This is a genomic window from Hyphomicrobium sp. LHD-15 (genome assembly GCF_031157355.1).
In the GTDB taxonomy this organism is placed as follows: Bacteria; Pseudomonadota; Alphaproteobacteria; order Rhizobiales; family Hyphomicrobiaceae; genus Hyphomicrobium_C.
Genome location: NZ_JAVIFT010000002.1, coordinates 1,072,008 through 1,084,988, shown reverse-complemented (window position 1 = coordinate 1,084,988; position 12,981 = coordinate 1,072,008). Strand labels below are relative to the sequence as shown.

13 protein-coding genes are annotated in these 12,981 nt (G+C 63.0%); 10 read left to right on the top strand and 3 right to left on the bottom strand.

Translation table 11 applies throughout. From position 1 onward, the window contains the following. The first annotated feature begins 27 nt into the window (after nucleotides 1-27). The 8 genes from RCO24_RS11585 to RCO24_RS11550 all read left to right on the top strand — a co-directional run bounded on the left by RCO24_RS11585 (nucleotide 28) and on the right by RCO24_RS11550 (nucleotide 7,954). Complete coding sequence (locus tag RCO24_RS11585) at nucleotides 28-705, top strand: DsbA family protein (protein ID WP_308962173.1); 678 nt, start codon at nucleotides 28-30, stop codon at nucleotides 703-705. A gap of 26 nt (nucleotides 706-731) precedes the next feature. Further along, nucleotides 732-1,559: a DsbA family protein gene (locus RCO24_RS11580; RefSeq protein WP_308962172.1), complete on the top strand. Its 828-nt coding sequence runs from the start codon at nucleotides 732-734 to the stop codon at nucleotides 1,557-1,559. A 57-nt stretch (nucleotides 1,560-1,616) separates the two neighbouring features. Continuing rightward, complete coding sequence (gene smc / locus RCO24_RS11575) at nucleotides 1,617-5,075, top strand: chromosome segregation protein SMC (RefSeq protein WP_308962171.1); 3,459 nt, start codon at nucleotides 1,617-1,619, stop codon at nucleotides 5,073-5,075. Between the two features lie 209 nt (nucleotides 5,076-5,284). Further along, complete coding sequence (locus RCO24_RS11570; RefSeq protein ID WP_308962169.1) at nucleotides 5,285-5,701, top strand: AtpZ/AtpI family protein; 417 nt, start codon at nucleotides 5,285-5,287, stop codon at nucleotides 5,699-5,701. 62 nt (nucleotides 5,702-5,763) lie between these two features. Further along, nucleotides 5,764-6,480: a F0F1 ATP synthase subunit A gene (locus RCO24_RS11565; RefSeq protein ID WP_308962430.1), complete on the top strand. Its 717-nt coding sequence runs from the start codon at nucleotides 5,764-5,766 to the stop codon at nucleotides 6,478-6,480. Nucleotides 6,481-6,577: 97 nt separating this feature from the next. Next, a complete protein-coding gene (locus tag RCO24_RS11560) occupies nucleotides 6,578-6,802 on the top strand; it encodes a F0F1 ATP synthase subunit C (RefSeq protein ID WP_026867805.1) in 225 nt (74 codons plus the stop codon). 83 nt (nucleotides 6,803-6,885) lie between these two features. Next, on the top strand, nucleotides 6,886-7,461 hold the full coding sequence (locus tag RCO24_RS11555) for a F0F1 ATP synthase subunit B' (RefSeq protein ID WP_308962167.1): 576 nt from the start codon (nucleotides 6,886-6,888) through the stop codon (nucleotides 7,459-7,461). 7 nt (nucleotides 7,462-7,468) lie between these two features. After that, nucleotides 7,469-7,954, top strand: coding sequence for a F0F1 ATP synthase subunit B (locus RCO24_RS11550; RefSeq protein ID WP_308962166.1), 486 nt, complete (start codon nucleotides 7,469-7,471; stop codon nucleotides 7,952-7,954). A gap of 78 nt (nucleotides 7,955-8,032) precedes the next feature. Here the strand turns inward: RCO24_RS11550 and RCO24_RS11545 are convergent, their stop codons facing one another. The 3 genes from RCO24_RS11545 to RCO24_RS11535 all read right to left on the bottom strand — a co-directional run bounded on the left by RCO24_RS11545 (nucleotide 8,033) and on the right by RCO24_RS11535 (nucleotide 10,628). Next, a complete protein-coding gene (locus tag RCO24_RS11545; protein ID WP_308962165.1) occupies nucleotides 8,033-8,872 on the bottom strand; it encodes a 2OG-Fe(II) oxygenase in 840 nt (279 codons plus the stop codon). A gap of 151 nt (nucleotides 8,873-9,023) precedes the next feature. Further along, nucleotides 9,024-9,587 (bottom strand): LysE family transporter, encoded by a 564-nt coding sequence (locus RCO24_RS11540; protein ID WP_308962164.1) that lies wholly within the window; start codon nucleotides 9,585-9,587, stop codon nucleotides 9,024-9,026. 99 nt (nucleotides 9,588-9,686) lie between these two features. Then, the gene (locus RCO24_RS11535) at nucleotides 9,687-10,628 is read right to left on the bottom strand and encodes a GlxA family transcriptional regulator (protein ID WP_308962163.1); all 942 of its coding nucleotides are present in this window, start codon (nucleotides 10,626-10,628) and stop codon (nucleotides 9,687-9,689) included. A gap of 112 nt (nucleotides 10,629-10,740) precedes the next feature. Between RCO24_RS11535 and RCO24_RS11530 the strand changes: the two genes are divergently transcribed. Beyond that, nucleotides 10,741-11,559 carry an SDR family oxidoreductase gene (locus RCO24_RS11530; RefSeq protein ID WP_308962162.1) on the top strand — a complete coding sequence of 273 codons (819 nt, stop codon included), beginning with the start codon at nucleotides 10,741-10,743 and terminating at the stop codon, nucleotides 11,557-11,559. Between the two features lie 272 nt (nucleotides 11,560-11,831). Next, nucleotides 11,832-12,974: a type I restriction endonuclease gene (locus tag RCO24_RS11525; RefSeq protein ID WP_308962160.1), complete on the top strand. Its 1,143-nt coding sequence runs from the start codon at nucleotides 11,832-11,834 to the stop codon at nucleotides 12,972-12,974. The last annotated feature ends 7 nt before the right edge of the window (nucleotides 12,975-12,981 follow it).

Below are 12,981 nucleotides of genomic sequence, written 5' to 3'. Positions count from 1 at the left end.
CCGCGCGCTGCTATGAGGAGTTGAACAATGGACGTGATTAGCCGGCTCGACCGCCGTCAGGTCATCAAGGCCGGAACCGCCATTGCCGGTCTTGCGATGTTGGGCGCATCCTTCCCGGCCTTTGCCCAGCGCGCGCAGGGCCCCGCCGAAGTCCCCGTCGACGAGCTGATGAAAGCCGGCGATCTCCCGGATCTCGCCATCGGCCCCGACAACGCCAAGGTGACGATCGTCGAATATGCCTCGATGACGTGCGGCCACTGCATGCATTTCCACACTACGGTGTTCCCCGAGATCAAGAAGAAGTACGTCGACACCGGCAAGGTGCGCTTCATTTTCCGCGAGTTCCCGCTCGATGCACGCGCCTTCGCGGCCTCCATGCTGGCCCGTTGCGCCGGCCCGGAAAAGGCCCTTTCGCTGATCGACGCCCTCTTCCACACCCAGGCCGATTGGGCCTTCGTCAAAACCAATCCCACGCCGAAGCTGTTCGAGATCGCCAAGCAGGCGGGCTTCACGCAGGAAAGCTTCGACAAGTGCCTGACGGATCAGAAGCTGCTCGACCAGCTGACGGCCATTCACAGCCGCGCCAACGAGACCTTCGGCGTCAACGCCACGCCGACCTTCTTCATCAACGGCAAGCGCCTGCAGGCCGCCCCGAACATTGAAGAGTTCGACAAGGTTCTCGAGCCGCTTCTGGCCCAGGGCTAAGGGAGCTTCAAGGAGCGGATCTGCGAATGGGCGAGCTTTCGAGACGAACAGCCCGCAGTGCCTCGGCGGCCATCCTGATGGCCGCCGTTCTGCTGTCCGCCTGCTCCGCCAATAACAACGATCTGGCGGCCGTCCCGGCCGCAGGCGTCGCCGCCACCTCGACCGACTCCGCATCGGGGAGCCCGTTCCCCGATGCCGCCCCCCCCGCCAAGACGAGCGAAGAGCCGTTCAACCCGTTCTCGACCACGCCCGCCTCGTCGACCGGCGGCCGCGAGGTGATCCAGAACCCCACCACCGCCGAAATCATGGCGCCGGGTCCGTTGCCCGAAATGACGCTCGGACGGCCGGACGCGCCGGTCACGGTGGTCCAGTACGCCTCGCTCACCTGCCCGCACTGCCGCGCCTTCCATAAGAGCACGTTCCCGGAATTCGAGCGCGCCTACATAAAAACCGGCAAGGTGCGCTTCGTCATGCGGGAATTCCCGATCGGCAAGCAGTCCGGCAACGCCACCATCGCGCTGCGCTGCGCACCGCCGAATAAGTATTTCGAACTCTACGGGAAATTCATGGACCAGCAGAACGCCTGGGTCTCGCAGGAGGTCCGCCTGGAGCCGATTTTCGCGGTCGCCAAGCAGGTGGGGATGACACAAAGCCAGTTCGATTCCTGCCTTAAGAATCAGGCCATGATCGATGGCTTGAAGTGGGTCAAGGAGCGTGGACGGACACTCGGCATCATCGGAACCCCGATGTTTTTCATAGGCGGCAAGCTGGTCAAGAAGACGCTGACCATGGCCGAGATGCGCGAGCTGATCGATCCGCTGCTCGCAGCGCCTCAGGCCGCCGTCGCCAACTAAGCCGATAGCCAGGACGCCGCGGCCTCGAACGATCGATCGCTGGGATAGACGCGTGCAATGAAGATCAGCCGTCTCAGGCTTCTGGGTTTCAAATCCTTCGTCGAGCCGACGGAGCTGATCGTCGAATCGGGTCTGACTGGTGTCGTCGGCCCGAACGGCTGCGGCAAATCCAATCTCCTCGAAGCGCTCCGCTGGGTCATGGGCGAGACCTCACACAAATCCATGCGCGCCGCCGCCATGGACGACGTGATCTTCTCCGGCACGACATCGCGCCCCGCCCGCAACGTCGCCGAGGTGACGCTGTTCCTGGACAACAGCGAACGCCAGGCCCCCACCGAGTTCAACGACAGCGACCAGATCGAGATCACGCGCCGCATCGAACGCGAAGCGGGCTCCGCTTATCGCATCAACGGACGTGAAGCCCGCGCCCGCGACGTGAAGATCCTGTTCGAGGATGCTGCCACCGGCGCCCGCTCGCCGGCCCTCGTGCGCCAGGGCCAGATCTCCGAGATCGTCAACGCAAAGCCCGAGCAGCGCCGCCGCGTGTTGGAGGATGCCGCCGGCGTCGCCGGATTGCACAGCCGCCGCCACGAGGCCGAGTTGCGTCTCAAAGGCGCCGAGCAGAACCTGGCTCGCCTAGCCGACATCATGGGCCAGCTCGGCTCGCAGATCGAAAGCTTGAAGCGCCAGGCGCGTCAGGCACGCCGCTACAAGGACCTCTCGGAGGAGATCCGTCGTTCCGAAGCGCTCCTCGCGCATCTGTCGTGGATCGAAGCGCAGGCGCTCGTCGCCACCGAGGAACACAATTTTTCCGAACAGCTGAGCGTGCTCGCACGCGCAACCGAGGACGAAGCCAAGGCGCTACGCGAGGAAGCCGAGCTGGCCGAGACGATCCAACCGCTGCGCGATGAGGAAGCCGCTCGCGGCGCCGCGCTGAGTCGCATCAAGATCGAAACCGAGGGCCTCGCGCGCGAGGCGACCCGCTGCACCGAGCGGCGCCAGGAGCTTCAAAAAACTTCCGTCGAGATCGAAAAGGATCTCGCGCGTGAATCCGTTCTGATTTCCGAAGCCAAGGAAATCCTCGCCGGCTTCGACGTCGAGGCCACTGCCCTTGAAAAGGCCGAAGCCGAAGCGGACGCCGAGGAGGATCACATCCACGGCGCCGAGGAAGAGGCCACCGCCGCACTCGCAGCTGCCGAAAAGAACCTCGCAATCGTCACCGAGCGCGCCGCCGAAGCCCGCGCCCGCAGGAAGACGCTCGACACTGCAGAATCCGAACGCCGCTCCGCCATCGACAAACTCGATGCGAAGCTTGCCGCCCTCGTGCGCGATACGGAAGCCGCCGCGGCCGGCGCACCGGATTCCCTGAAGCTCGCCGCCATCACCGAGCAGGGCCAGCGCCTCGCCCGCGAAATTTCCGCCATCGAGGCCGCGACCCTCGATGCCGAGGACAAGCTGTCCGACCTCGCCGAAACCGCCCGCGTGCGCGCCGAAGAAGCGCAGCAGGCCCGCATGACGCTCTCGACCCTCGTCACCGAGCGTGAAACGTTATCGAAGCTGGTGATGCCGACCTACGAGGAAGGCATGCCGCCGGTCGTCGAGAACCTGCGCGTCGCGCCGGGCTATGAAGCAGCCCTCGTCGCCGCCTTGGGCGACGATCTCGACGCGCCGGTCCACGAGGATGCTCCCGTCCGCTGGCGCATGATCGAGGTGAACCCCGGCGACGAAGCCCTCCCCGCCGATGCCGAACCGCTGAGCCTCCATGTCGGCGCGCCACCGGAGTTGACGCGCCGCCTGCGCCAGATCGGCGTCGTCTCGCGCGAACTGGGCGCGCGCCTGCAGCCGCATTTGAAGCAAGGCCAGCGCCTCGTCAGCCGCGAAGGCGATCTCTGGCGTTGGGACGGCTTCATTGCCGTCGCTGGCGGCATGACGCCCGCCGCCCAGCGCCTGGCCGAGCGCAACCGTCTCGCCGACATGTTCGAGCGCGAGAAGGTGACCCGCGTCGAAGTCCAGCGCCTGACCTCGCTCGATCAGGCCGCCGCCGCCGCCCACACCGCCGCGGCCGCCGAAGAAAAAAGATTGCGAGCGCTGTGGCGCGACACGCAGGCCAATCACGTCGCCACCCGCGACGCGCTGAGCGCCATCGAAAAGCAGGCGCGCGAGACCGAAGCCAAGCTGACCTCGATCACCGAAGCCCGCGAGCGTGCAGAGACAGACCGCCGCGAAGCGCAGGCCGCCCTCGATCACATCGAGGATGAGCTGGCCAAGCTCGACGCCGAAGACGATCCCGCTGCCCGCCTGCCCGAAGTGCAGAAGGCAGCCCAGGACCGCCGCACCGCGCTATCGGTCGCACAGGCCCGTGTCGCGTCGCATGCCCGCGAGCGCGAGACGAGGAAACGCCGCGCCGAAGCCATCGTCGCCGAGCGCACCCGCTGGGCCTCGCGCAGCGAAGGCGCCACTCAGCATATCGCCGCCCTTGAAGAGCGACTCGCCAAAACCCGGAACGACATCAGCCAGCTGGAAGAGGTCATTCCGGCCCTGGAGGATCGCCGTCAAAGTCTCTTGGGCGCTTTGTCGGACGCCGAGCAGGCCCGCAACAAAGCCGCCGACGATCTGGCCCGCGCCGACAGCGCGCTCCGTGCCGCCGCGCAGGCGATGCGCGACTCCCAGGGAGCGGTCTCAGCCGCCCGCGAAGCGCGCGCCCGCATCGAAACCCGCCTCGAAGGCGCCCGCACCCGCCGCCAGGACGAGGCCCGCCGCATTCGCGAAGCCTTGAACGTCAGCCCCGATGACTGCTTGGGCCTCGCCGGCCTCGCCGCATCCGACACGCTCCCCGCCTTGGCCGACGCCGACCGCAGCCTGCAGCGCCTGAAGGCTGACCGCGAACGCCTTGGCGGCGTCAACCTGCAGGCCGACGACGAACTCACGACCTTCCTCGAGCAAATGAGCACGATGGAAACCGAGCGCGACGACGTCGAGCAGGCAATCGCCAAGCTCCGCGGCGCCATTCAACAGCTGAATCGCGAAGGCAAGAAGCGCCTGGACGAGGCCTTCGAGACGGTGAACGGCCATTTCCAGCGCCTGTTCACAACCCTGTTCGGCGGCGGCGAAGCGCGCCTCGAGATGATTGCAGGCGAGGATCCCCTGGAAAGCGGCCTCGAAATCATCGCCAAGCCGCCAGGCAAGAAACCGGCGACCCTTTCGCTGCTGTCCGGCGGCGAGCAGACGCTGACGGCGCTTTCACTGATTTTCGCAGTCTTCCTGACCAACCCGTCGCCGATCTGCGTCCTAGACGAAGTCGACGCTCCCCTCGACGACGCGAACGTCGACCGCTTCTGCACGCTGATGGAGAAAATGTCCGAGGAAACCGCCACCCGCTTCCTGGTCATCACCCATCATCCGATGACGATGATGCGCATGAACCGGCTGTTCGGGGTCACGATGGCGGAAAAGGGCGTCTCCCAGCTCGTTTCGGTCGACCTCGAGACCGCCCGGTCGTTCCGCGAGGCCGGCTGAACACGCCTCACAACCCATTCTCTCAGGGGCGCGGCTAAAACCCGTAAGTATTGGCCTTGGAAATCACTGGCCCTGCGCCGTTTCGCCGTACCCCTGTGAACTTTGCAAAAATGTGGCCTTTGCTTGACACCGCGCGGGCTCTGGCTATGGTGCGCGGCGTTGGTAATCCGGCCGTTTCAGCCCATAGGTCTGCGCGGACAGGGGACGCTATGTCGACGTCGAGCGATGACGAAAATCCGGCTCGCGGCGAGATTTCTCCTGAAGAGCGGGAGGCGTTCAAAAAACGTGCTTCCGATCTGGGCGCGCGGCTGGACAAGGTCAAGGCCGAAACCCGGGCAAAAGCGCCCGACCCTGCCAACAGGGCTCGCGGCGCGGCCATGGGACAGGCGATGAAAATCGCCATCGAGCTCGTTGTCGGCATTGCTGTCGGCGGGTTCATCGGCAAGGTGCTGGACGATCAGTTCGGCACGGCGCCTTGGTTATTGATTCTGTTCCTGATGCTGGGCTTTGCAGCCGGCCTCCTGAACATCGTGCGTACCGCCCGGCGCCTTCAGGCCGAGGCTGAACCGCTTCAGCGCAATGCGAAGGCGGCACCTGACGACGAAGAAGAAGACGACGCGAAGTAGGGGACGGAAGAGTGGCTGGAGCGGCAGAAGTGGCGGGTCATGCGGCCGAAAACCATGGGCCCATGGCGCAATTCGAAATCAAGCGTCTCGTTCCGCTTGAGCTATTTGGTTACGACATCTCCTTTACGAACGCCTCCCTCTTCATGGTGCTGGCGCTCGTTCTGATTTCCGGCTTCCTGATCCTCGCGATGAGCGGTCGTTCGCTGGTCCCCGGACGCATCCAGTCCATTGCCGAAAGCCTCTACGAGTTCGTCGCCGGCATCGTCCGCGAGAACCTGGGCGAAGAAGGCATGCGCTACTTCCCCTGGGTGTTCTCGATCTTCATTTTCATTCTGACGCTGAACATGCTGGGCATGATCCCGGGCTCGTTCACCGTCACGAGCCACATCATTGTGACCTTCGCGCTCGCCGCGATGGTCTGGATCGTCGCAACTCTGATCGGCTTTGCTCGCCACGGCGTCGGCTATCTCAAGCTGTTCGTTCCGGACGGCGTGCCTCTCTGGCTGATGCCGCTGATCGTGCCGATCGAGATCGTGTCCTACCTGATCCGTCCTGTCAGCTTGTCGGTGCGTCTGTTCGCCAACATGATGGCCGGCCACACCATGCTGAAGGTGTTCGCGAGCTTCGCCGTGAGCCTGCCGGTGTTTGCCAAGGTGTTCCCGGTGCTGTTCACCGCCGCGTTCACCGGCCTCGAATTTCTGGTGGCCTTCCTTCAGGCCTTCATCTTCACCGTGTTGACCTGCATCTACCTCAACGACGCGGTCAACATGCATCACTAAAAAGCGCCGGAAGCCGGGGCTGGCTCTTGAGGCCGGCCCAGGAAGAAAGCGTGCCGTTTTCAATTACAACCACTTAAAACCCTAAATGGAGACGACCATGGATCCCCAGGCAGCAAAGTTCATCGGCGCCGGCCTCGCCTGCTTCGCGCTCATCGGCGCCGGCATCGGCATCGGCAACATCTTCGGCAACTACCTCTCGGGCGCGCTTCGCAACCCGTCGGCTGCTCCGGGCCAGTTCACCAACCTGCTGATCGGCTTCGCGCTTGCTGAAGCGACCGGCCTGTTCGGCCTTCTGATCGCTCTGATCATCCTCTTCGGTTGATCCCTGACTTCGGCTGTGGGCCTTCGATCCGGAGCCAATCCGCGATCTGAGGCCCGCTGCCGGCTCCACCTGGAGATTTCCTAATGATCGCAGCGTTGACCGTGCTCGCCGCCGAGTTGCCCGGTATCGCCACCGACGTGGCCGAGGCTCTCGACGAGCACAAGTCTGGCGGCCTGCCGCAGCTCCATCAGCCGGACTTCGGGCCGCAGCTGTTCTGGCTCGCCCTCACGTTCGTGCTTCTCTACGTGATCATGAAGCGCGTTGCGCTCCCGCGCATCGGCGAAGTGATCGAGGAACGCAAAGACCGTATCCAGCGCGATCTGGCGGCGGCCGAGCGTCTCAAGGGCGAAACCGAAAAGGCTCTCCAGGCCTACGAAAAGGCGCTCGCTGACGCGCGTACCAACGCCACGTCCATCGCACGCCAGACACGTGATTCGCTGAACGCCGAAGTCGACAAGGAGCGTAAGGCGGTCGAGGATCAGCTCGCCAAGAAGCTCGCCGATGCCGAAACCAGCATCGGGGCCACCAAGGCCAAGGCGCTCGCCAGCGTCAAGGACATCGCAGGCGATACCGTCGTCTCGATCGTCGGCGCATTGACCAACCTCTCCGTCAGCAAGGACGAGCTTGATCGCGCGCTGACGTCCGGCTCGGATAAGTGAGGCTCCCATGTTTAACCCTGCCTATCCTGAATTCTGGGTCCTGATCTCGTTCACGCTGTTCGTCGCCCTCCTCGTCTGGAAGGGCGTCCCCGGCCTGATCGGCAAGGCACTCGATAGCCGCGCAGCCGCGATCCGCACCGAGCTCGACGAAGCACGCCGCCTGCGCGAAGAAGCCCAGCAGCTGCTTGCCGACTATCAGCGCAAGAGCCGCGAGGCGGAGGACGAGGCTAAGTCGATCGTCGAGACCGCGAAGCGCGAAGCCGAGCGTCTCGCGAGCGAGACCCGCAAGGCGCTGACCGAGCAGGTCGAGCGTCGCACCAAGGCAGCCGAGGAGAAGATCGCTCGCGCCGAGGCTCAGGCCGTGAGCGACGTGCGCGCCGCCGCTGTCGACCTCGCCGTGAAGGCCTCCGAGAGCATTCTCAAGGCCAAAATCGCAGGCGAGTCCGCTCTGACGGACGCCGCCATCCGCGATCTCAAAGGCAAGCTGAACTGAGAAGCCTCAGCTGCTTCGCACCGAAAACTAAAAAAGCCGGGCTCAGAGCCCGGCTTTTTTGTTGGTCGCGAACTGTCCTCAGAACCCGAGTCGGCTCAGCGGCCCGATCAGGCGCCGGTAGAGAACAGGCGGCGTGATCTCGCGCAGCACGCTGCGGCGGATCTCGGTCGTATCCCGCTTGTCTTGCGTATTCGGGCGCGGCCGGAACAGCGTCGAATGCGATTTGCGCGTCTCGTCCCAGGTCGCGGTGTAGTAGTAGAGCGCGATCGACAGACGCGGATCGCCCTTGGGGTTGTTCACCGGCTCCGGATTGCCGTGGAAGGTGTCCGATCCGGTGCTGAACACGACCATGCGATTGAAGAGCGGCAGGAAGGTCGCCTCCTTCTTGGCCATCTCCTTGTCCCAGATCTCGAACGAGCCGCCCCAGTCCTCCTGCCACTCCTTGTTGAGATAGATGAGAACGTTGAGCCGGCGCTCCAGGTACATCTTCGAATGAAAATTGAAATCGGCGTGGATATCGAGATGCCCGCCGTTCGCAACCTGATGAATACCCGCGCCGCTGAAATAGGGATCGGGGATCAGTCCCGGAATGCCCGTCATTTCCTCCAGGAAAAGAATGAACGGGCGGGAGTTGAAGGCATAAAAAAGGTTCTTCGTGTACTGCGGCAGGCGCTCCGGCATGTAAGCCGTCTTCTTGTTTTCCTGCGCGCGGCTGAAACTCGATTCACTTTCCGGCATCTTTTTCAGATCGCCGACGACATGCTCCAGCACGACAGGCGGCAAGAAGTTATCGATGCAGATGTGCGGATAGGGCGCCGCGTGCTGGTATCGGTCGGCGTAGGATTTTCCAATTTCCTTGGCGACATTGGAACGGATCGTGAGATCGACGGGGTCGATCGGATAAGCGGACTCAGACATTACGCAACACCCTCAAAGATTTGCCGGCTGACCACTTATTCCAGACTACGGAAGAACCGTCACGGCGCCCAGCGCGATTTCCTTAACGCCGGCAAGGGAAGTGCTGAAAAACGGGGAAGGGCGAAGGCAGACCGCTCGCGCCGCGAGGTCGTTAACCCATCGCGATTAACCCGGCAAAGCAGGTCAACACCACCGCGGAAAGACGAGGAACCAGCCGTGAGCCTCCCGTCGCAGCCATGCGCCCGATCGCGCTACCGATCACGATCCACGCCGACGCGGCCAGCACGACGAACCCGACGAAAGCGGCAACATAGGAAAGCGCATTCGGCGCCGACAACGGGATGATGCCGAAGGTGAACACGATCGCCTTCGGATTGAGCAGCGTCGTGACGAACACCTTTTGCAGCCGGATGCCCTCGCCGACACCGCCAAGCGCTGCGCGCCGCGTCCAAAGCTCGTAGGCGGCACGGAGAAGGTAAGCCCCAATCAGCAGCCGCAGCACGGTTTTGATCGCCGGATAACTCTCGAGCCAGCCCCCGAGCAACAGGTGGAGACACCCGATCGCCAGGAGATAGCCAGCGACCTCACCCACGATCAAGGACAGCGACCGGCGCACGCCGACCAGCGCGCCAGACGTCGCGAGCAGCGTGTTTGTTGGACCCGGAGTACCGAGGATTGCGAGAACCGCGAGCGAGAAAAGCAATGGATCGAGCATGCCGCCATCCTGAACTTTGGCAACGGCCGGGGCTTTGATCTGGATCAGCTGATGCCGCGGTCGCGACACACCTAACTCAACGACCGCACCGATGTCCCCTCACATCTCCGCCGCGCGCGCGTTACGGCGCAAAACCTGCGGCGGCTGGCCGAACGTGCGCAGGAACGCGCGGCGCATGCGGTCGGGATCGGCAAAGCCCGTCTGCCGCGCAACGACCTCGATCGGATGCTGGCTCTGCTCCATCATCTCGCGTGCAACCTCGACCCGGAGCTTTTCGACCGCTTTGGCTGGCGATTGCCCGGTTTCGGCGCGGAAAGCTCGGCTGAACTGGCGCGGACTCAGATGTGCGGCTTCCGCCAGCATTTCCACGCTGAGCGGCGTATGCAAATTCCGCTTCGCATAATCGAGCGCGGTTTGAATCCGGTCCGACTTCGGTTCGAGTTCGAGCAGCGCGGAAAACTGCGATTGCCCACCCGCCCGGCGATGGTAGACGACAAGCTTCCTGGCCAGCGCCTTCGCGGCATCGGCGCCGAGATCGGCTTCGATCAGTGCCAGCACGAGATCGAGCCCCGCCGTCATCCCGGCCGAAGTCCAGATCGAACCGTCGGTGATAAAGATGCGATCGTCATCGACTTTGATTTTCGGATAGCGCGATTGCAGTTCCCGCGCGTGGAACCAGTGCGTGGTCGCACGCCGACCATCCAGTAGGCCAGCTTCTGCCAGCACGAACGCGCCAGTGCAGATCGATGCAACGCGCCGCGTCCGGCCGGACATACGCTGCAGATAGCCGATCAGTCCGCGCGTAGGCTGCGCGACGCCGAGACCGCCGGCAACGATCAACGTATCCAGCGGCTCGGCTGGAAACCGCTCAGTCTCGATCACCAGCCCCGCCGAAGCCTTGATCGGCCCGCCAGCTTCCGAAATGAGCCGCAGCCGGTAGGTCTCTTTTCCACTCAAGGCGTTGGCCAGCTCGAACGCGGCAACGGTACCGAAGCTCATCACTGACACATCGGGAAAAACGACGAGACCGATCTCGCGCATGATGCCCTCCACAATGTCCTAAACTGACGGATATATGACATTTGAGACATTCCAGTGCAAGCCTATGGTTCTCCTGGAGCCCGCCCGCTGGGCAAACACGGAGAACAAACCAATGACCACCACGTCGAAATCCAAGGGCACAGCGCTCGTCACGGGAGCGTCCACCGGCATCGGCGCGATCTACGCCGAGCGCCTGGCCAAGCGTGGCTACGATCTCATCCTTGTCGCCCGCAATCAGGCTCGCCTGACAGAATTGGCCAACCGCCTTGCCACCCAAAGCGGCCGCACGGTCAAAACGCTGGTCGCCGATCTCGGCAACAAATCCGACCTCGGTCGCATCGAAGCCACCCTGCGCGACGATGCGAGCATCACCGTCCTCGTAAACAATGCGGGTGTCGGCGCGGTCACACCGCTCGTTGCAACCGACGTCGGCAAGATGGACGACCTGATCGCACTCAACGTGACCGCCTTGACGCACCTTACCTATGCCGCCGCACCCGCATTCGTTTCGCGCGGCAACGGCACGATTATCAACATCGCCTCCGTTGTGGGGATCGCGCCCGAGATGCTCAATGGCGTCTATGGCGCAAGCAAAGCCTACGTACTCGCATTCAGCCAGTCACTGCAGCACGAGTTGTCGGATAAGGGCATTCGCGTGCAGGCCGTTCTGCCTGGAGCAACCGCCACCGACTTCTGGGAGATCGCAGGCCATCACCACCGCAATCTGCCGAAGGAGATCGTAATGTCGGCGGAAGACATGGTCGACGCCGCACTTGCTGGCTTGGATCAGGGTGAGGTGGTCACCATTCCGTCGCTGGCCGATCAGAACGAATGGACCAGCTACGAAACAGCTCGCCGCGCCATGTCCACGCATCTCTCGAGAGCCACACCCGCAGCGCGATACAAAGTGGGCGAAAGTGCCGTCGCCTAAAAAAGCGATGAACAATCGCCGCGACGGGTTCAAATCCATCGCGGCGATCATGCGTCGCGTCATCTATCGACCGGCTCGTGACCGAATTATCGGCGCGAGTTTCTCTGATCATTTAGAGAAAGCGGGAAAAATGCCCGCCACGAAACCCAGCGCAAAAGACGCTGTGCATGACATCCAACAATGCGTAGCCGGAGCATTGGAGCGAACAACATCCGTATGCTGTAGTTAGTCCATCGCGATTCGCGCACCCAGCCCTCATGGAGAGGCACGGCATGGACACGCTCGGCGACTTTCAATCGATATTGGCGCTCATCGCTGAACGCTCCGCATCGGTCAAAGCCGTTTGCGCAAGCGAGGAAAGCACCAAGTTATACCTCGTGCTGCCGGTTATCGGAGCGCTTGGATACGACTGCACCGATCCGTTCGTCGTCCAGCCCGAATATCCCGCCGACTTCCGCAAGGAGGCGAGCGAACGCGTCGACTACGTGATCCTGCGCGACGAAAAGCCGATCATCGCCGTCGAATGCAAAAGGGTCGGCGCCGATCTGACGTCCAATCGCGGCCAGCTTCGCGCCTATTTTTCGGCGCTGCAAACCGTGCGCCTCGGTATTCTGACCGACGGCATCCGGTTCGAATTTTTCGTAGATTGCGAGAATTCGAACATCATGGATCCCGAACCGTTCGTCACGCTCGACCTCGAAGCCGCGACTCGCGCACCGATACCGGCCGACGTCCTGACCGCGCTTTTCCTGCTGCACAAAAACAACTTTCAGCCTGACACCATTTCCGAAGTGGCCGAAGAACGCCTCGTCGCCAAACGCCTTCGCACCGTTCTCATGCAGGAGGTAAGAGAGCCCTCCGACGAGTTCTGCCGTCTTGTCCTTCAGCGCGTCGGGCTCAAGAACCTGCGCCGCACCTCGATCCAGTCGCGTTACAGCAGCCTGATCCGATCCGCCTTCGAGGACGCTTTCGTCCTACCCGTGTTCGAAAAGCTCCGCGCAACGCACGCGCGCCCGGTCGAAACATTGACCTCGGAGGACGAAGCGACACGGCGCATCGTCACCACCGATCGCGAGCTTGCAGTCTATCGGTATGTGTGCCGACGTCTGGCCTTTCTTGCCACCGACGAAGCGCAGTTCTCGGCCGTCGAGCGCGTGCAGTATCGCGACTATGTCGGCAAGTTCGCGGTCTATTACGACCGCATCCAAAAAGGGCGGCTGTTCGATTTCGTCGAAGGCAGCAACGGCTACGACAAGTTCATATTCCCAGAGCCGTTCGGCGAGATCGTCACCAATACGATGAAGGACATCGACGAAGCCTTGCGCGTCATGTTCACCCGCCGCATCCGCGAGCTCGGCATCCTGGGCGCCTCCGAACCAGCGATCTCGGAAAAGCGCATGCTAGAAAGCGCCTGACGCCAGC